The 18650-nt window shown below is 48.5% G+C and carries 17 protein-coding genes; 13 read left to right on the top strand and 4 right to left on the bottom strand.

Features of this window, described 5'->3' with window-relative positions:
• The first annotated feature begins 49 nt into the window (after positions 1-49).
• Positions 50-1240, top strand: a complete 1191-nt coding sequence (locus tag AAC022_RS15585; RefSeq protein ID WP_339732387.1) for an SGNH/GDSL hydrolase family protein — start codon at positions 50-52, stop codon at positions 1238-1240.
• Positions 1241-1276: 36 nt separating this feature from the next.
• On the opposite strand, the gene AAC022_RS15590 is transcribed toward AAC022_RS15585, so the two are convergent.
• A complete protein-coding gene (locus tag AAC022_RS15590; RefSeq protein WP_339732388.1) occupies positions 1277-2743 on the bottom strand; it encodes an arylsulfatase in 1467 nt (488 codons plus the stop codon).
• Between the two features lie 121 nt (positions 2744-2864).
• Positions 2865-3788, bottom strand: a complete 924-nt coding sequence (locus AAC022_RS15595) for a metallophosphoesterase (RefSeq protein ID WP_339732389.1) — start codon at positions 3786-3788, stop codon at positions 2865-2867.
• Between the two features lie 180 nt (positions 3789-3968).
• Here AAC022_RS15595 and AAC022_RS15600 point away from each other — a divergent pair, with 180 nt between their 5' ends.
• The 7 genes from AAC022_RS15600 to AAC022_RS15630 all read left to right on the top strand — a co-directional run bounded on the left by AAC022_RS15600 (position 3969) and on the right by AAC022_RS15630 (position 11305).
• On the top strand, positions 3969-4274 hold the full coding sequence (locus AAC022_RS15600; RefSeq protein WP_339732390.1) for a metalloregulator ArsR/SmtB family transcription factor: 306 nt from the start codon (positions 3969-3971) through the stop codon (positions 4272-4274).
• A gap of 53 nt (positions 4275-4327) precedes the next feature.
• Positions 4328-4888 (top strand): rhodanese-like domain-containing protein, encoded by a 561-nt coding sequence (locus tag AAC022_RS15605; RefSeq protein WP_339732393.1) that lies wholly within the window; start codon positions 4328-4330, stop codon positions 4886-4888.
• A 30-nt stretch (positions 4889-4918) separates the two neighbouring features.
• Positions 4919-6298 carry an MBL fold metallo-hydrolase gene (locus tag AAC022_RS15610; RefSeq protein ID WP_339732394.1) on the top strand — a complete coding sequence of 460 codons (1380 nt, stop codon included), beginning with the start codon at positions 4919-4921 and terminating at the stop codon, positions 6296-6298.
• Between the two features lie 105 nt (positions 6299-6403).
• Positions 6404-6940, top strand: coding sequence for a tetratricopeptide repeat protein (locus AAC022_RS15615; RefSeq protein ID WP_339732395.1), 537 nt, complete (start codon positions 6404-6406; stop codon positions 6938-6940).
• Positions 6941-7036: 96 nt separating this feature from the next.
• Positions 7037-7924: a M28 family peptidase gene (locus tag AAC022_RS15620; protein WP_339732398.1), complete on the top strand. Its 888-nt coding sequence runs from the start codon at positions 7037-7039 to the stop codon at positions 7922-7924.
• 53 nt (positions 7925-7977) lie between these two features.
• Positions 7978-8742, top strand: coding sequence for a DUF480 domain-containing protein (locus AAC022_RS15625; RefSeq protein ID WP_339732400.1), 765 nt, complete (start codon positions 7978-7980; stop codon positions 8740-8742).
• Positions 8743-9007: 265 nt separating this feature from the next.
• Positions 9008-11305 (top strand): hypothetical protein, encoded by a 2298-nt coding sequence (locus AAC022_RS15630; RefSeq protein WP_339732402.1) that lies wholly within the window; start codon positions 9008-9010, stop codon positions 11303-11305.
• Positions 11306-11401: 96 nt separating this feature from the next.
• On the opposite strand, the gene AAC022_RS15635 is transcribed toward AAC022_RS15630, so the two are convergent.
• Complete coding sequence (locus tag AAC022_RS15635) at positions 11402-12649, bottom strand: hypothetical protein (RefSeq protein WP_339732403.1); 1248 nt, start codon at positions 12647-12649, stop codon at positions 11402-11404.
• 306 nt (positions 12650-12955) lie between these two features.
• Between AAC022_RS15635 and AAC022_RS15640 the strand changes: the two genes are divergently transcribed.
• Both AAC022_RS15640 and AAC022_RS15645 read left to right on the top strand, forming a co-directional pair.
• Positions 12956-13417, top strand: coding sequence for a GNAT family N-acetyltransferase (locus AAC022_RS15640; RefSeq protein ID WP_339732406.1), 462 nt, complete (start codon positions 12956-12958; stop codon positions 13415-13417).
• A 96-nt stretch (positions 13418-13513) separates the two neighbouring features.
• Positions 13514-14242, top strand: a complete 729-nt coding sequence (locus AAC022_RS15645) for a creatininase family protein (RefSeq protein WP_339732409.1) — start codon at positions 13514-13516, stop codon at positions 14240-14242.
• A gap of 33 nt (positions 14243-14275) precedes the next feature.
• On the opposite strand, the gene AAC022_RS15650 is transcribed toward AAC022_RS15645, so the two are convergent.
• Positions 14276-15406: a prenyltransferase/squalene oxidase repeat-containing protein gene (locus tag AAC022_RS15650; protein ID WP_339732410.1), complete on the bottom strand. Its 1131-nt coding sequence runs from the start codon at positions 15404-15406 to the stop codon at positions 14276-14278.
• 355 nt (positions 15407-15761) lie between these two features.
• Here AAC022_RS15650 and AAC022_RS15655 point away from each other — a divergent pair, with 355 nt between their 5' ends.
• Genes AAC022_RS15655 through AAC022_RS15665 form a run of 3 tightly spaced genes read left to right on the top strand, consistent with a single transcriptional unit; the run spans position 15762 to position 18614 of the window.
• Positions 15762-16640 carry an RDD family protein gene (locus AAC022_RS15655; RefSeq protein WP_339732412.1) on the top strand — a complete coding sequence of 293 codons (879 nt, stop codon included), beginning with the start codon at positions 15762-15764 and terminating at the stop codon, positions 16638-16640.
• Positions 16633-17700: a stage II sporulation protein M gene (locus tag AAC022_RS15660; protein WP_339732414.1), complete on the top strand. Its 1068-nt coding sequence runs from the start codon at positions 16633-16635 to the stop codon at positions 17698-17700. The genes AAC022_RS15655 and AAC022_RS15660 overlap by 8 nt, the downstream gene beginning before the upstream one ends.
• Positions 17697-18614, top strand: a complete 918-nt coding sequence (locus AAC022_RS15665; RefSeq protein ID WP_339732415.1) for a hypothetical protein — start codon at positions 17697-17699, stop codon at positions 18612-18614. Before AAC022_RS15660 ends, AAC022_RS15665 begins: the two co-directional genes overlap by 4 nt.
• Positions 18615-18650: the final 36 nt, after the last annotated feature.

Raw genomic sequence — 18650 nt, forward strand, 5'->3', positions numbered from 1 at the left:
CACGCAGCCGTCGGTTCGTCTGGATAACAAATTATTTAATGGAAGCAAAATGAATACCGCATTTCGATTTGCACTGCTCTTGATTATCTGCCTGACCTTTCACAATGGCACCTCACATGCAGGAGAGCCGACAAAACCTGAGACCGAACAGAAGGTTCAAGATCCGGTAAGGCTGATTCTGCCGGCCATTATTTATGCAGTACCCGGTATTGAAACCAACGTTTATTTTGACAACGTTTGTCTGGTAACGAACCCCGCAAATTATGTGTTCGATGTGCATTGCGCCAGAGGACATTTGCAAAATGAACGCTGGACTTTCACCCCAGAAGAAAAAGAAGTCGGCGATTACAAATTCACGTTGAATGTAATTGACCAGAACAATCAGATCGTCTCTTCGCAGGAATCGAGACTCCGCGTTGTTCCCCAGGATGCCGGTAAAGAGAAAACGACCAGCATCCTGATGATTGGTGACAGTTTGACGCACAACTCGATGTATCCAAAACACGTTCGTGAACTCAGTCAGAAATTTCAAGGACCTGCTCTCAAACTGATCGGTTCGCATAATCCCAAAAAGGATCCCGGCGTGCAGCATGAAGGTTATGGTGGCTGGACCGCCGTGCGTTTTGCTACGCACTTCAAAGAAACAGCACGCACTGGAAACTACCGTGAGCGAGGCAGCCCGTTTTTATACGCAGATGAAAACGGTAAACCGAAGCTGGACTTCCCGCGCTACTGTAAAGAGTTCAACGAAGGAAAAGCCCCGGATCTGGTCACAATCTTTCTGGGACCTAATGATGTTTACTCTGCCACCGATGAAACCATCGAAGCGCGAACAGACACAATGATCAATCACCTCGATATTCTGGTGAAGATGATCCACGATTATAGTCCCCAGACAAAAATCGGTTTCATGCTCCCAGTGCCTCCCGCGGCGACCCAAGATGCGTTTAGCACCACCAACGGTCGTCAACAGACCCGTTGGCAGTATAAACGCAATCAACATCGCGTGGTCGAGCGACTCACTTCTCACTTCGGAGACAAAGAAAAACAACAGATTTATCTGGTTCCGACACACCTGAATCTGGATTGCGCACACAACTATCCCGCGAAGAGTGTTCCCTGGAACGCACAGAACCCGGAGAAAACGGTCCGGCAAAATAACGCCGTCCACCCGGCTGGCAGTGGTTACATGCAGATCGGAGACAGTCTCTTTGGCTGGATCAAAGAGGTCTCAAAATAATCGTTCCGGAAGAATCGAAGGTGAGCCCGGCTCTGTTTACTGCTGATCCAACGCAGGGAACGGGAACATCTTCGAGGGAGTACGGCCCGTTTTCATAATGGATTTGATCCGGGCGACAACTTTCGGATTCTGGTCGGATACATCATGCTGCTCACCCGGGTCTGTTTTGAGATTGTAGAGTTCAATCTTCATTTGAGGATTCTTCTTTCTGGAAAGCTTTTGTCGAACCCCTTTCCAGTCTCCCATGTGAACGGCCTGCTGGCCCGTGTATGCCGGGAATTCCCAGTAGAGATATTCATGCTGTTTCTGCTGATCAGTTTTACTCAGTAAGGTAGGCAGAAAACTGATACCATCAATATCAGCGGGTGCTTTGGTACCTGTGATATCAGCAATTGTCGGCATGACATCCCAGAAAGCAGACAGATGGTCGGTGACGTCTCCCGGTTGAATATGACCGGGCCAACGCACGACGAGAGGCACGCGAATGCCGCCTTCATACAGACTGCCTTTAAACCCGCGCCAGGGACCCGCGGATTTAAAAAACACGGAATCCGATCCCCCCAGACGATCATAGGCGGGGCCATTGTCTGACGTGAAAAAAACGATCGTATTGTCGTCCAGTTTCAGTTCCTTCAATAGCGTCATAACCTGGCCGACGCCCTCATCCATATGCGTGATCATGGCAGCATAGCCAGCCCGGGGATGCGGGTGTTTGATATAGCCGCGGTGCTTATATTTTTCTTCCGGAATTTTCCCTCGATATTGGGCCAGAGATTTTTCCGGAGTCTGGATCGCCAGATGCGGAATAGCGAACGGCAGATACAGGAAGAACGGTTGATCCTGATTCTTGCGAATAAAGTCGAGCCCATTCTCTACAAATTTATCCTGTGAGTATGTTTCGCCGTATAAAGTTCGGTCATTACCCGGCAGAATTTCCTTCTCGTGGTTTCGCCAGAGAAATTTGGGATAATGATTGTGCGCGTGAACCTGACAGTTGAAGCCATAAAACAGATCAAAGCCTTGCTGGTTCGGATCGCCGGTTGTACCGAAATGTCCGAGCCCCCACTTGCCCATGGCACCGGTAGCGTATTTTTTTTGCTTCAACATTTCCGCAATGGTGACTTCCGCATCCGGAATTGGATGCTGACCGGGATATTCCCATCCCTCTTGTTCTTTCATGTGCTGCACATAGTTGGGTTTGCCATTATTACGTACGTAGGCGTGGCCGGGATGTTTGCCCGTTAACAGATTGCAGCGGGAGGGAGCACAGACGGCATTGCCTGAATAGAACTGCGTGAAGCGGATTCCATCTTTGGCGATTTTGTCGATGTGCGGCGTTTTAATCCATTTCTGCCCGTAGCATCCCAGTTCCTGATACCCCAAGTCATCGGCGATGATGAAAACAACGTTCGGCGGTCGTTTGTCGGTTGCTGCATCACTGGTCGTGATCAAACAGCAGAGAGAGTAAATTGCTACGAACAGCAGTCGGGTAATATGGCGCATCGCGGGCTCCTCGGTGAATCAGTCTGAAGTCTTTAACCTGTCCGGCAGAGACTCCATCTTATACAGACTCACTCAGCGACTGCAACGATGGATTTCCTCAGCGAGGAAAATCAACCATCGATTATCCCTGCTTCCAGTGATAATCATTCTGCTTTCGGAATCCATTCAGAACCAGGGATCCGTCCTCGAGAATATCCAGTGTACTATATCCGTTATTCGACAGGCCCGACCCTTCGACCATGGCAACCATTGTGCAGTAATGGATGCCGCCGATCTCTGAATAGTGATTCCGATGACTGTGTCCCTGAAAGACGGCTGCGACGTTACCCGATTCTTCCAGTACCTTGCGGACCTCTGAAGAATTTTTGACCGCGTGGGCATCGGTGTCTTTTAAATCGAGCGGCTGATGAGCGAAGATGACTGTGGGAACAGCGTTTTGTTTCAAATCAGCCTGGAGCCATTCCAGTTCCGGCTGGGGAACATTGGCATCGGTCCATTTGAAATTCTGTCGGCCGTAGGGGGTGCCATCACTTTTGAAACAGGAATCGAGTACGACAAAATGATAGCCGTTCTTATCGAATGAATAATATGATGCCTTCTGTCCCACACCCTGAAGAAACTCCACTTTCTTCAACTGATGGACACAATGATTTCCCAGGACATAATGCTTGGGATACGGGATCGCCGAGATGGCTTTGACGACCGTCTGCAAATGAACTTTTTCCTGTTCCAGAGAAACACCGGAATCGATCAGGTCGCCGTGAAAAACGACGAAATCGGGTTGATCACTTTGAAACTGCCCTACCACCTCTTTCAGTTTGGTAATCGTCTCACGGTAATGCCGGGAGCCGGCGGGCGGTTTGTCGGCATAATGCAAGTCGGTCACCAAACCGATTCGTACGGTGCCTCGTTGATTGGACTCCTCTGCCCGGGCCGATAACAATCCCACTGCAGGCGAGGAAACCCCTGCCAGAAACAGGGCGCCATTTTTGAGGAAAGCACGTCTTCCCAGTGATTCGTTTTGCAGAGAAGTCAGATTTGGCATCAGGGGGACCTCGTTGGAAGGATAGTTCTGGTTGTGTCCTAAGTCTCTATTTTGACAGACATTTATGAAGAATCAATGACCAAAGAATGAATTCCCGGCCTCAAAATACTTGAAAAATGTAAAATATCCTGATTGACATATCGTAATATCACGATATTATATACATGAGGAGACGAAACGATGATTTCAAAAGAAACACCCGATTTTAACGGCCAGGCGCTGGCAGAGGCTGCAGAATGCCTCAAAGTTTTAGCGCACCCTGCCCGAATTCGAATTGTACAACTACTTCTGCGAGGGCGCTATACTGTTGGTGAGCTTGCAGAAGATTGTGGTATACCCAGCAACGTCGCGTCTGAGCATCTGCGTCTGATGCAGCGGTGCGGTTTTTTCGTGAGTGAACGAGAAGGCCGAAGCGTTTATTATCAGGTTGCCGAGCCGCATTTGAATAAAATGATGGCCTGTATCGAAGGACGTTTTTTCCAGTAATGGTCTTTTTTAGAAAAACATGTCGTATACTTGCGACATAACGAGGTGAAAAAATGGCAGATGTCAAAACAATCAAACCGGACGAGTTGGCCAAGCTTCATAAAGAAAAAGGCGTCGACGTGATTGACGTGCGGACGCCCGCTGAATTTCGCGAAGTGCATGCACCAATCGCCGTGAATGTTCCCTTAGACAAATTGAGTGCAGCTCATATCAAAGAACGGACCAACGGTAATGCTAATGCCACGGTCTATGTGATTTGCCAGAGCGGAAACCGTTCTTCAATGGCATGTCAGAAGTTGATTGAATCGGGTGTGACGAACGTAGTCAGCGTCGAGGGAGGCACGAAAGCCTGGGATCAACTGGGGCTGCCGGTGAATCGTGGAAAAAAGACAATTTCCCTGGAACGACAGGTGCGGATTGCTGCTGGTTTTCTGGTTCTGATCGGGGCGCTGTTGGGAATGTTTGTGAATCCCTGGTTTAGCGGTCTATCGGCGTTTGTTGGTGCCGGTCTGATGTTCGCCGGAATTACAGATACCTGTGGAATGGCCATGATGCTTGCCAAGATGCCTTGGAATCAGGTCGCGACTGGCGAAAAAGCACAATGCCGTGTGTGAGAACCAATTCAACAAATAAGGAAGTGAACCATGTTTTTTCAACGCTACTACTTAGATTGTTTATCGCTGGCGTCTTATATGATTGCTGATGAAAAGACGCGTGAGGCGGTGGTGATCGATCCCCAACGAGATATTGACATCTATCTGGAAGATGCCCGGGAGCACGGGTTTCAGATTAAGCATGTGATTTTGACTCACTTTCACGCCGACTTCATCGCTGGTCATATTGAATTGAAGAAAGCAGTCGGTGCCCAGATTTATCTGGGAAGCAAAGGCGAAGCCGAGTTTCCGTTTCAGCCACTGTCTGACGGCGATGACCTCATGTTGGGGTCGGTCAAGTTAACCGCACTGGAAACGCCCGGCCATACTCCCGAAGGGATCTCGATGCTGGTTTATGATCTGAACGAAAATCCGGATCAACCCAAAATGATTCTGACAGGGGATACTCTGTTTCTGGGAGACGTCGGTCGACCCGACCTGCTGGCATCGATTGGAGTGACGGCGAATGAGTTGGCCAGTATGTTGTATGACTCGTTGCATAAGAAAATCCTGACGCTTCCCGATGAAACGCTGGTTTATCCAGCACACGGAGCCGGTTCGATGTGTGGGAAGCAGTTGAGCAGTGAATCGGTGACGACTTTGGGTGAACAGCGAAAATACAATTATGCACTTCAGCCGATGAGCAAAGAGGCGTTTATAGAAATGGTGACGACGGATCTTCCTGAAGCACCACATTATTTTGTCCACGATGCAATATTAAATCGGAAAGACAGGCAGACGTTAAGCGAATCGATCAGCGCTTCATGGCACGCATATTCCCTGGACGAAGTTCTGGAACTACTTAACAGTGGTGCCCAGGTAATTGACGTCAGAGATGCCACAGAGTTTGCCGGAGCACACCTCAAAGGGAGCGTCAATATAGGGCTTGAGGGCCGATATGCGACCTGGGCAGGAACCATGCTCGATAAGCAGGCCCCGATTGTGCTGATTGCCGAAGAGGAAGAGCAGATCGAAGAGGCGATCATGCGGCTGGGCCGGATCGGCTTTGATCACGTCCAAGGTTACCTGAAAGAGGGGTTAAACAGTCTCAAGGATCGCCCGGAACTGGTTTCCCAAATGAAGCGAATTTCAGCACAAGCTTTAAATGAACTAAAAGAACCAACCACAATCGTCGATATTCGCTCTCCCTCCGAATGGGATGCCGGGCATATCGCTGGTAGTTTGAATATTCCCTTAAATCATTTGCCAGAACGACTTGCCGAAATCCCACGGGACAAGACCGTTATCGTGCATTGTCAAGGTGGATACCGTTCGGCAATTGCCGCTAGTCTGCTTGAAAAACAGGGATTTGGTAATATTCTGGACCTGGTAGGCGGCTATAAGGCCTGGATGACGACCTCAGCAACATAATTTAATGAACGAGCAAAATATCATTGCACGTTGAATAGAAAAACCTTTGCCCGATCTACTAAAATAGGGCAAAGGTTTTATTTTTATTCAGCGATAGGTTTTCAAATGGTACTGCTGCCTGCTTCACAACCAAAACGGCATCTCAACGCTGCCGAAGGTTATCTCATGCTTGAGATGCACGAACAGGCTTTGCGCGCGCTCTCCCGCATCGACCCTTCTGAAAGAACTACCGAAAAATACTTTCGACTACTGGGGCAGGCACACCAACTGGCAAAGCAATACCAGGAAGCGTTGGATGCATTTCAAGGTGCGTATGATATTGACCCGGAAAATTTAACCACGCTGATGGGCATGGCCTGGTGTTACAAACGGACGGATCAGTTACCATTGGCCATTTCTGTGATGGAAGAAGCCTATCACAGCCACGCCGAAGAACCCGTGATACTCTATAACTTGTCCTGTTATTTCGCGTTAACGGGTGACAAAATCAATGCTCTTTCCTGGCTCGGACGTTCACTGCGCATGGAGCCCGATTTGATAAAATTAATCGAAGAAGAGCCCGACTTCGATTCGTTGCGAAGTGACAAAGATTTTCAGTTTCTCGTAGAATCAGCAGGGGATAAAACCTCTCAGAAGTCATAGCCCGAGTGCAATCCGATTTCGAATTCATCGGGATGATATAGAGAATAGTCCATAAATACATCAATAGGCAGGCACTTCAAGGAATCGAAAGCCATAATGATGGATATAGACACCAGCCGTTTAAGAAAGCACTGTGATCTGCTTTGCCGCACAACGCGACCGGCAGAAAGTTCGGAACTGGAAGACGCCCGCCAGTATGTCATTGGTGAATTAGAAGCCTCGGGATGGGCAGTCGAGAGACATCCTTTTCAGGGACAGGATTCCATGCTGACGACATTGTCAGGACAAAACCTGATTGCGAGGCACCCTGGCCTTTCCTCTCCCGACAAACCGCAGTTTTGTATTGGCGCGCATCTCGACACCCGCCCTGAAACTCCGGGCGCTGACGACAACACCAGCGCTGTCGCGACACTGCTGGAGCTGGGAAGACTGCTACCGCTGTTTCAGGAATCAGACTGGCAATGGAGTGTGGAGCTGGTTGCCTTCGACCTGGAAGAAAATGGGATGCTGGGTGGTGCAGAACACGCGCGGATGCATCGAGCACAACAGACCGATCTACGCGGCATGGTTTCGCTGGAAATGCTCGGTTACTGTGATCCCACGCCAGGCAGCCAGACCTTACCCAGAGAACTGGTGGGCCTGTATCCAGATACGGGCGATTTCATCGCCGTCGTCGGCAATCAAAACTCAACAGCCCTCATCGAAGCATTTCAGAAGGGGCTGCAAAAAGTCACTGATCTGCCCGTGGAAGCATTGCAGGTGCCTGAAAATGGTGAAATGCTGCAGGCCACTCGTTTGAGTGACCATAGCCCGTTCTGGGATGCCGGCTTCTCGGCTTTAATGATTACCGATACCAGTTTTCTGCGAAATCCGCATTACCATCAACCAACCGACACGGTCGATACACTCGATTTTGAATTCTTGACCAAAGTAGCGCAAGGGAGTCTGGAAGCGGCAAAACTGATACTGCATGGTGGATATTGAACATTACACTCTTGTTTCATCCTTTCTGCTCACTAACGAAGATTTGACATATCATGAACGACGCGACTCAGGAAGAAAAAACTCTGCTTACCATTACAGAACTTTCAAAAGCAGAACGACGCGCACTCGGCGTTTTACTTGAGAAAGCCTTTACCACCCCCGATCAATATCCGCTCTCTTTAAAAGCTGTTACCACAGGTTGCAATCAAAAAAGTAACCGCGATCCAATCTCGCATTATAGTGAATCACAGGTTTTTGAGACTCTGGACGCACTTCGCGAAAAAGGCATCGTGGCTGTTGTGCATTCAGGCGGTAGCCGTACCGAACGGTATCGGCACTACATGCGGCACCGTTTCGAATTTACCGAACCACAGCTGGCCATTCTGACAGAACTCTGGCTGCGTGGTCGTCAAACCATGGGTGAGCTCAGAGGCCGGGCCAGCCGTATGGTTCCGATTGAGACGTTAGACCAGTTACGAGCCGAATTTAAAGGACTTCTGGATCGAAAATACGTACAATCAAATGGAAGCATTGAACGGCGTGGCATCGAAGTCGATCACAACTGGTATCAGGAAAAAGAAGGCAAGACACTGGGGTTTGAGTCAGCACCCGAAAATGAGCCAACCCGAGTAGAAACAGCATCGGAAGCTCAGCCTGTCGCACAACCCGCTTCCGGCGAATTGACAGCGATGCGTGATGCGATTGAACAACTTCAGATCGAGAATCAATCACTCAAACAACAAGTCAATACGCTGACAGAATCGCTGGAACAACTGGGCCAGCAATTTTTAGATTTAAAGCAGGAACTGGGGGGGTAAAGCGTTTCGGCGAAATTGCAAAATACAGAGGGGAATACTGGAGCAACAGCTTGTTGACTGACAGAAAACGATCCAGGTTCTGAGTCTCGAACCTGCTTGCCACTAACAAGATAAGTGACTTCAGAGAGAACAATTGTTTCCCGCTCTATTTTGATAAGATTGGCGTTTTTTATTTAATATCCATCAACATTCAAACGGAATTCGTATAAAACCAGAATACGAACCGCTTTGGGAATCAATAACACTTAACCTTTTGAGGACAAATATGCTTTCGATTTCTCGTATTAGCCTGCTACTCTGCCTGCTGACAATTACTGTTGGCTGCCAGAAAGGCTCAGAACCAAGCGCTGAAAAGTCCGCCGACTCGTCGACAAATGAATCGACTCCCATGGAGTCAGAAAAAGGAGCATCCTCAACGACAGAGACTGCGTCTAAGTCAGATGAAAAGAAAGATGCGGAACCTGAGAAACCCAAAGCTCCCGAATTGCCAAAATCAGTCAAGGGCAATTGGGTATTAATGCTGCCGCAACAGCAGCAAATGATGCCTTTGTACCTGTTTAAAATCACTACCCCGGAAGCCTCAGCAGAAACAGACAAGAAAGCAGAAGAAAAACCTGCCGCAGTCGCTGTTGAGTTGCTCTCCAAAGGAGCAGAAGTCGCACCGGGAAAAATCGTTTCATCCAAAGCGACTGAAAAAACGGTTGAGTTTGAAGAAAGTCTGCTAAACGAAGGGAAAGAATTTGTCCGCTTGAATTTTCAAGGCAAGTTGGATCAAGGGGCCATTCTGGGGACGATTTCTTTTAATAACGAAAATTGTACTCCTGCCTTACTGCTGCCAACCACTGAAAAAGATCTTTCCCGAATCAAGGAACCAATGCCTTCACCTGGTGCGCAGGAATTAATGCAGGCAATGCGATCACCTGATGCATTCGAGCAGCTGAATGATTTCACACAAAAGATGAAGACCGTTCCGCTGGCAATGGACGCTTATCCGGCGTTGATCGCCATTGCTCTGAGTCAGAATAAAGATGCCAAAACTCTTGAAGAAATTATCAGCCGCTATTTGGAAACGGCTGATCTCTGGGGCAAACGACAGCAGGCCACTGCATTGATCAGTGTTAGTTCAATGTTGGCCAGAAGTGATTCGGATTCCAGTCTGGCGACAAAATATTTGGATCAAGTAGACAAGTTGATCACAGACGGAGTTTCGCCACTCAAAGGTTGGGATCTGGAAATTGCAATGGCCAAGGCACGCGTGGGACTGAAATCTGACAATAAGGAACAGATTCAGGAAGCCGGTAAGCTGCTTCAAACAGAAGAGAAAAAATATCCCCACAACCGTGAGCTCCTGACAGAGCTGGTCAATTATGAAAAAACCCACGGCAGTGTCGACAAGGCAATTGATCACTTGGGACTTCTGGCCGGTTCTCCTCTAACGAGGCGTGAGCAACAGTTGATCGCAGTTTCCAAACAAAGTCCGGAAACGGTCAAATATGAACATCCTCGGGATACTCTGACTGCACTTTGGAAAAAGAAACATGGTTCCACTGAGGGTCTCGACGAATATCTGACGAAATCATTCAAGCGTTTCCTTGAGGGATATGTATCCAAAGAAGCGAAGGCCGTGGATTTAAAGAAAGGCAACCGCGTCTCGCTGATTGAATTATTTACTGGCGCTTCCTGTCCTCCCTGCGTTGCAGCAGATCTGGCAACCGGAGTAATTGAAGCTTCGTTTCCTGAATCAAAAGTGATCGTGCTACGTTATCACCAGCATATTCCTGCTCCCGATCCCCTGACCAATACAGACTCGGAAGCACGGTTTATTCTCTACAACCACCGCGGAACTCCTTCCACGAACTTGAATGGTCAAATGATTCCCGGAGTTGCTGGCGGCATAGAGCAGGTTGATTCTTCCTATCAACAGATTCTGGAAGCCCTGATTCCAGCACTTTCCGAAAATACGGATGTCAAAATTGACCTGTCTGCTGCCGCAAAAGATGGCAAACTGGATCTCCAGGTAAATGTAACAGGCACGGAGAAAATTAAAGAGCCGCTGCGTCTGGTAGCCGTACTTGCTGAAGATGAATTGAATTTCCAAGCACCTAACGGCATCAACGTGCATGACATGATTGTGCGGTCCATGTTGAGCGAACCAACCGGTTTTCCTGCCGTTGATGGGAAATTATCTCTAACCAAATCTGTTCCACTGAGTGATTTCAAAGGGCGCCTCACAGATTATCTGTCTGCCTTTGAAGAAAAATCAGGAACAAATTTCACTGGAGCACCTCTAGCTTTGGAAAAACTCCACTTTGTTGTCTTCGTACAAGGAGAACTTTCCAAAGATATCTTCCAGGTTGCTTCGGTCCCCGTTTCTGGCGCGATTGTCTATAAGACTGCCAAACCGAAACCAGCACCAGAAAAAGCAACGCCTGCACCTGCTCCCAAACCAGAGCTGAAAGCAGAAAAGCCTGCAAAGCCGGAAGTAAAGAAAGAAGCCAAACCTGAAGTGAAGAAAGCAGAAAAACCGGAATCAAAACCGGAGGCAAAGAAAGAAGAAAAGTAACAATGCTTCTTCGTTGCCGATGATCAGTTAATCAAAACAGGGCATGGAACAACCATGCCCTGTTTTAATTCAAGCCACTTTCAGCCAGGAGACTGTTCACTCTTCTTCAGCAGGTGGTGTCGGTACCAGCTTATCAGCGAGACCACTGCTGTTACTGTCTTCATGAAAGACGGGGTTTCCATCCAGCATCAGCTTGGATGTCCGAGAAGGAAGCTGATCCCGTTGAATACGGCGAAACTGGGGAGAATTCTTCCCCATCCGGGTGTCTCTCTGATCCATGATCACCCGGGCTGCTTCCCGCACTTCCGCATCGCTCAACCGGCTCAGATTTCCAAGCTCTGCCAACGGTCCCAGGATTTTGGTTGCTTTCGCGACAGTGCTCTCCATCAGGACAATATCCAGTAGCTCCCGTCGCATGCCTTTCATAGAAGCGACCTGTTCCTGAACCCGATCCTGCAGGTCTCCCAGCACTTCCAGAGTTTCGACGGCGTCAACAACCCGTCCCGTTTCCGCCAGCAATTTGGCCTGAATCGTCATCAGCGATTGCAGGTTCGTACCGGCTTCTGCCACTTTCACATCCTCATTGGTTAGCGTCTCCTGCAGTGAGATTAACTGCTGCGTCGTTTTTTGTGCAGCAGCAATCGGCTCGGTTTGGGCTACCAGAGTGTCCTGCAGAGCAATCATCTTCTTGCTGTTTTCACGAGCCGCGTCAAGTTGTTGAGACTGGTCTACGATCTGCTGCTTGAATTGGGTGAATTCATTAAAGGCGGTCTTGGCATCTTTGATACCCGTCGATTGATCCATCGCCATTTTTTGCAGCTTGACCATCTCTTCCAATGTAGAGTGCGTCAGTTTGGTCTGGGCCGTCTGAGATGCAAGCTGATCCTGCATCGCCAGCATTTCATCCAACGTCATACGGGCCTTCGATGTTAAGCCATCCTGTTGCACTACACGCTTCTGGAAATCACTGACCTTCTGAAAAGCGACCAAAGCCTGCTCTGTTTTGGCAGACTCTTTTTCCAATAGGATTCGTAAGTCTCGAATCTCTGCTACCGCAGATTGGGCGTGAGTGAGTTGATTTGCCTGAGAATTTAAAACACTCAGCAAATTATTGACCTGCCAGGCGCTGGTTTTCGCACCCACCAGTTTATCCATATCCTGCTGGACAGCGACTAACTCTGTCTGCAGGTGATTGATCTGGCTTAACATCGGACGTGCGACCATGAAGTACGTGCCTAGTAGGCCTGTCGCCACCCCCATCACCATCATCGTCCAAGTGTTCTGACCAGTCGAGAACCGGGCGTTGGTATCCAATCGATATTGTCGTTCCCCTGAACTTCTCAAGGCTCTATCTCCCAGAATATTTGGTTTAACACGGACAAATAAATGGTACATCCTGTAAGGTTTAACCATGCATCCTTGCAAAACCAACTAAGCTGTACTACCTAGTATCGCCAGATTGACTTTCTGAGTTTCATCATTATTGAATAAAAGTGGGAACAATTTCGAAATTCCAGCCTGAGTCAGCAATATCGCAGACGTGTTTTGAGAGAGAATCAATGCCGCAACTTGTTTCGTAGCAATCACAATGGTAGCTTTGAGCGATGAAACCCACCTCGATTTCCGTTTTAACTCTGAGAGGAAATTTTAATGCTGGATATCCAAATCGATCAGGCAGCCTTGAATGACTGTGATGTTATTACCGAATTTAACATTCAGCTAGCTCAGGAAACGGAGTCTAAATCTCTGAATCGAGAGCTGGTTCGAACCGGCGTTGTGGAATCGCTGGGTGATGCCCGGGGTTGCCGTTACTATGTGGCCCGCTATCAGGAACGTGTTATCGGACAGGTGATGTTTACACGCGAGTGGAGCGACTGGCGGAACGGTGAATTCTGGTGGTTCCAAAGTGTGTATGTTGATCCGGCCTTCCGACGTCAGGGTGTCTTTCAACAACTCGCTGCCCATATCCAATCACTGGCACAATCCAATCCGGATGTCGTCGGCCTGCGTCTGTATGTGGAAACAGAAAACGAACGCGCACAATCGACCTACCGTCAAATCGGTTTTAATTTTCCGGGATACCAGGTGATGGAAAAGATGCTGAAACGTTGACTCGTTCCAATTATAGATGATATACCAGTTAGGGAAGAGCAAGACTCGCGCTACCCGCCGCTTACAATTTAGAAATCCATCACAGGAAATTAATCAATGTCGGAATCAAATCGTCAGCCGAGTGAAGTTCTGCTGCATAAACACACCAGACGGGAATTTCGCGAACGCATGCAGTCAGGTGAGTTAAAAGCCTGCATCATCCCCGTTGCCGCCACCGAGCAGCATCTGGAACATCTGGCGATGGAGCATGACTGGAGAAGCGTGATGCTGGTCGCAACGGAAGCCGCCCGACTCCTGGCACCGGAAGTCATCGTTGCACCTTCCATGAACATTGGTATCAGCGAGCACCACATGAAGCATCCAGGAACGCTGTCTGCCTTACCCGGAAGCTGGCTCAGCGTATTGTTTGATACCATTCGCAGTATGCACCAGGCTGGCTTTGATAACATTCTGGTACTAAACGGGCATGGCGGGAATATTGCCCCCTGCCTGGGAATGTGGGGACAGTTTCAACAGCGACTGGAAATCAATCTGCATTTTGAATCATACTGGAATCTGTTACCGGAAGAAGTCGCGTTGGCGAATTTGAAAACAAAACGCTGGCCCGGTCACGCGCAGGAATTCGAAACGGCTTTTGCACTGGCAGCCTTCCCTGAAAATGTGCGTACGGATGCCATGCAGGATCAGGAAGATCGGGAGCCTTTAGAAGCCACGGCAGAAGCCGGTCAGAAAATGATCGATGAAATTGTCAAACAGGTTTCACAATACATCGCAGGTATGATTGACGGAACAAACACAGCCGAGATTCCCCCGTTTCATCTTTAATAGATAAAACAGGGGAACAAGCGACTTGTCTGTTTATTTTGCAGGCTGACAGTGCGCCAGTGCTAATAAAGCATACGCGGTTGCCAGATTAGGGTCGGCTTCGTACCAGCGTTCCGCTTTGTTGGTCCAGCTTCCGTTTTCGTGCTGCAACCCTGCCAGATGGTTGATCAATTCAGCACGCCAGTTGTGGACCGTGCCATCAGCTTCTGTGAATTGCTCTACCTGCAACGCGTTGAGTGCTTTCGCAAACGTGTTGAAATAATAGTAGAGCCCCTGCTGGCCCATCCCCGGGTTTTCTTTTAAAGAGTAATGCCGACGAATCCATTCGTTTGCTGCTTTGACGCGCTTATCATTCTGATCAACTCCGGCATAGATCATGCTTTTGAGTCCAGCGTACGTCATGCTGCCATAGGATCGCAGACCTCCATCGGGAGTCTTTCCTGCTTGTGAGGTCCCACCGGCGGCAGGTGTGTAATAGAAACCGCCATCATTGATTTTGGATGAAAAGGGAGTCGTATTATGTTCCGATTCCAAATTCTGCGTGCGTGAAACAAAAACCAGTGCTTTCTGAATCGCCGGATCATCTGATTTAACACCCGCCTCGCGTAACGCTTCAATCAGATATTGTGTGTTTGAGAGATCGGGCCGTTGATGGCCACCATAGCCGGCCCCACCAAAACTTGTATCAGAAGACTCCAGCCCTTCCCCTTTATCCCACTGCAGGCCTCGTAAAAACAGCTCTGCATTTTTGATAGTGGCATCGTAACGTCCCCCCTGATTGGCCGCGCTGAATGCCATGATGGAAATACAGGTTTCATAGTTACGGTGATTACTCTTCGCGTAATAAATTCCGCCATCCTGCTTAACAAATTCTTCCAGGCGTTTAAGTGCTTTCGCAACCACGGGATCACTGGCGGGAACGCCACTTTCGAGTAAGGCAGTGGCAACCAGAGCACTAATTCCCGGCACCGTCTCGGTCGTCCACAGCCCGTCAGCCAGCTGGCTGTTCTTCAGATAATTAATTCCCTTTTGCTGTTCTTTTTTCAAAGTCTGCAAATCGGCATCGCTCAGCGCCGGTTCTGCAGCAAATGCGGTAGATAATAACCCGGTCAGAAGCAGAGACCACAGGCTAGCGGTTTTCAGATTACGTCGAGACAAAAACATCAATTGATCCTCACTGTCAGTTTGAACTGTTTCAAATATTGGAATAGTATCATCGAAAACAGAAATAGGGGCGTTAACAAATAAGTCGTCCAAGATGCGTTTCTATCGGAAACGGCAACCGAATCGACATCGCTCAGCCTGGATGATACTCCATATGATTTTCCGGCGGGTACAGGCCAATTATATCCAGACGCGCACAGGTTAGAATACAGTGAAATGGAGATTTCATAAAAAAACGCGTGTGTATAGATAACACCACTGACTCTGGTCTATAATCACTGTACTTTAAGGGGGTTCTTTCAGGACTTTCTTCCCCGAAACCTTAATTCAACATCTGTGTTTCAAGACTTCGACAATGACGACTATTGCAACATCCAACGCCGCCGCTGACATTCGACAGCAGGACTATTCACAACAGAACAAAGTCTTTGGGCTGGAGATGCAGATCGAGACACCAGAAAATGTGATTCTGACCTATCAACTCGCTGGGCCGGCGCAACGCTATATTGCGTATATGATCGATCTGGTAATCCGCGTGCTGATGGTGTTTGGCATGATGGTCGTCACTCCCATGGTGGGAATTGTGTTACCAGGAACAGCGGTGGGGATCATGCTGGTTTTGATGTTCTTGAATACCTGGGGCTACTACACGATTTCCGAAGGTTTCTTTAAAGGCCAGTCCATCGGTAAACATTTCTGTGGTTTGCGCGTGATTCGCGATGAAGGTTATCCGATTACGTTCTGGCCTGCTTTATTACGAAACCTTGTCCGCAGTGCAGATGCGATTGTCTTTTATGGCATCGGCATCACAAGCATGTTGCTGACGCGACGGTTTCAACGCCTGGGGGATCTCGTGGCGGGAACAGTCGTGATCCAGGAACGTTCGGTGACACTGCCGAGAAAACCAGTCATCCTCGATAAAATTCAACCACTGAATAAAAATGAAATCGGCAGCTTTCTGCCTCGCGATGAAGTCCTCTCGCTGATTGATGAATTTATTGGCCGCAGGCACGTTCTTACTTATGATCGTGGTCATGCATTGGCGGCAATCCTGGCCCAGAGTCTGGCGGAACGATTGAATTATTCGGGTGACCCAAAAAAAGTGACTCATTATCCGATGGCATTTTTGGCGGCCGTCTATAAGACATTCAGTTTTGCGAAAGAGGAAGAAGAACAGGAAGCCGTCGACGTCTATCATGGCCAGGGGTTCTCTGCGGATCTGAAACATGAATAAGCACAAATTTATTCAAGAGCGGCGACCTCACTGGAAACGATTTGAAGCACTACTTGCGAATGCCTCAAGAAAATCGATATCAAAACTACCCGCGAAAGAAATTGCGAATTTTTCACAGCTGTTGCGTGAAGTCTCGCATGATTTAGCCACCATTCGATCACGGGGCTGGGGCCAGGAGCTGGTTTCCTATTTGAATGATCTGGTCGCCCGCGGTCATAACATGTTTTACAGCGCGCCTCCCGCAAATCTTGCCAGCGTGTATCACTATCTGGCGTTTGAATTCCCTCGGCTCTTTCGCGCCAATATTGGTTATTTTATTACAGCGTGCCTGTTGTTTTTTCTCCCTTTGGGAATCAGCTGGTGTGTGGTTCAGAATAATCCGAGTCTCGCAAACAGAGTCATTCCAGAGGAAATGATGTCGCAATTCGATCAGATGTATGGAGAAGATAGTGCTCTCAATACAGACGAAGAAAAAACAACCGAGGATGAACCGGAATCAGACGAGACTGAAGAACTACCGCTCGGTAACTATGGAGACCAGCGCGCTTCAATGGCCGGATTTTATATCAACCATAATGTGGGCATCGCATTGAAGTGTTTTGCACTGGGGATATTATTGGGGATTGGCACCGTTTATACGCTGTTATTTAATGGGATCTATCTAGGAGCCGTTTCCGGCTATATTGTCAGCCAAGGGAATGGGGAACGTTTTTTGAGCTTTGTGATTTCGCATGGCTCGTTTGAATTGACGGCGATCGCCGTAGCGGGAGGTGCGGGGTTGATGCTGGGAAATGCCTTGATTCATCCCGGTCAGAGAACCCGGTTTCAATCGTTGCAGGTACGTGGCCTCGAAGCAGTGCAGATCGCCGGAGGAGCCGCCGTCATGCTGGTGATCGCGGCGTTCATTGAAGCATTCTGGTCCCCTTCTTCCGATATCCCGAATAGCGTGAAATATGTTGTTGGCAGCGGGCTCTGGTTGATCGTGTTTATTTATCTGGGATTTGCAGGACTGCAATCAAATTCTCAACCCAAGCGGATCAGTAACAAGGGGCAGGCATGAGATTTGAGCATGTCAATATTGCGCTCGTCCCTCGGAAGGGCCTCAATTGTGTGGATCTGGCGATCATGTTTTATGGTCGCTTTCTCATCCCGATTCTGAAACTCTGGGCGTTATTCGCTGTCCCGGCCTGCACGCTGGTTTATCTGCTCAGTTATTATTTTCTGGTGGATATCAGAACGGCAATCACCGTGGCGTACTTTGTGTCTTCGCCGCTGGGAGTACTTCTTACTTGGAATACTGCTTTATTTACTTTTGGCAATGCTCAGGGATTCAGAAGTCTCAAGAGTCAATTCAATCCGAAACTGATTCCGTTAATGCTGCGCTGTCTATTTGATCGTGCGCTTCTCTTTATTGGCCCGGCGTTGATTTTATTCTCTGGCAATTTCCTCATTCTACTGGGATTTATCTTTCTCTTCTTCCCCGGCATCTGGTTGGCCTTGCGAAATGGGTTTCGTGCAGAACAGGCTTCTCTCAGTTTTGCCGGTGTCGCTTCGCAGGAAGGAACCTCTCACGATCATCGTACCAAAGACCTGGTTTCACATGATTTCGGCGGACTCTTTGCACGTGGGTTCTGGACTTTATTTTTCTGCTATGTCGTGACGTTGGTACTGTTTATTACATTCGATTATCTTTCCTATAAATTGTTCGATTTCCCGATTCTAATCGGGCAAATTCCGTATTTTTTTGATGCGGATACCATAGATCAGTCTCTGACTAATATTCTACTACTGATGACAACGGATCCACGAGTTTTATCAGTGTTGACCGGCTTTATTCTACTTGTTTATCCCATCGGCCGCCTGGCCTGGTTCTTTACTTATATCGATCTGCGCGTCCGTCTTGACTGCTGGAATATGGAACTAAGGATGGCTGAAGTGGCGCAGGATCTGCATTCCCGGGGGACCACCTTATGATGCGCCCTGGATCTCATCAGACAGTCCGTCTTTTGG

This window comes from uncultured Gimesia sp., from assembly GCF_963976445.1.
In the GTDB taxonomy this organism is placed as follows: Bacteria; Planctomycetota; Planctomycetia; order Planctomycetales; family Planctomycetaceae; genus Gimesia.

Excerpts from the sequence above, each read along its gene's own strand:
- AAC022_RS15585 (WP_339732387.1), top strand. The coding sequence starts at position 50 with ATGAATACCGCATTTCGATTTGCACTGCTCTTGATTATCTGCCTGACC.
- AAC022_RS15590 (WP_339732388.1), bottom strand. The coding sequence starts at position 2,743 with ATGCGCCATATTACCCGACTGCTGTTCGTAGCAATTTACTCTCTCTGC.
- AAC022_RS15595 (WP_339732389.1), bottom strand. The coding sequence starts at position 3,788 with ATGCCAAATCTGACTTCTCTGCAAAACGAATCACTGGGAAGACGTGCT.
- AAC022_RS15600 (WP_339732390.1), top strand. The coding sequence starts at position 3,969 with ATGATTTCAAAAGAAACACCCGATTTTAACGGCCAGGCGCTGGCAGAG.
- AAC022_RS15605 (WP_339732393.1), top strand. The coding sequence starts at position 4,328 with ATGGCAGATGTCAAAACAATCAAACCGGACGAGTTGGCCAAGCTTCAT.
- AAC022_RS15610 (WP_339732394.1), top strand. The coding sequence starts at position 4,919 with ATGTTTTTTCAACGCTACTACTTAGATTGTTTATCGCTGGCGTCTTAT.
- AAC022_RS15615 (WP_339732395.1), top strand. The coding sequence starts at position 6,404 with ATGGTACTGCTGCCTGCTTCACAACCAAAACGGCATCTCAACGCTGCC.
- AAC022_RS15620 (WP_339732398.1), top strand. The coding sequence starts at position 7,037 with ATGATGGATATAGACACCAGCCGTTTAAGAAAGCACTGTGATCTGCTT.
- AAC022_RS15625 (WP_339732400.1), top strand. The coding sequence starts at position 7,978 with ATGAACGACGCGACTCAGGAAGAAAAAACTCTGCTTACCATTACAGAA.
- AAC022_RS15630 (WP_339732402.1), top strand. The coding sequence starts at position 9,008 with ATGCTTTCGATTTCTCGTATTAGCCTGCTACTCTGCCTGCTGACAATT.
- AAC022_RS15640 (WP_339732406.1), top strand. The coding sequence starts at position 12,956 with ATGCTGGATATCCAAATCGATCAGGCAGCCTTGAATGACTGTGATGTT.
- AAC022_RS15645 (WP_339732409.1), top strand. The coding sequence starts at position 13,514 with ATGTCGGAATCAAATCGTCAGCCGAGTGAAGTTCTGCTGCATAAACAC.
- AAC022_RS15650 (WP_339732410.1), bottom strand. The coding sequence starts at position 15,406 with ATGTTTTTGTCTCGACGTAATCTGAAAACCGCTAGCCTGTGGTCTCTG.
- AAC022_RS15655 (WP_339732412.1), top strand. The coding sequence starts at position 15,762 with ATGACGACTATTGCAACATCCAACGCCGCCGCTGACATTCGACAGCAG.
- AAC022_RS15660 (WP_339732414.1), top strand. The coding sequence starts at position 16,633 with ATGAATAAGCACAAATTTATTCAAGAGCGGCGACCTCACTGGAAACGA.
- AAC022_RS15665 (WP_339732415.1), top strand. The coding sequence starts at position 17,697 with ATGAGATTTGAGCATGTCAATATTGCGCTCGTCCCTCGGAAGGGCCTC.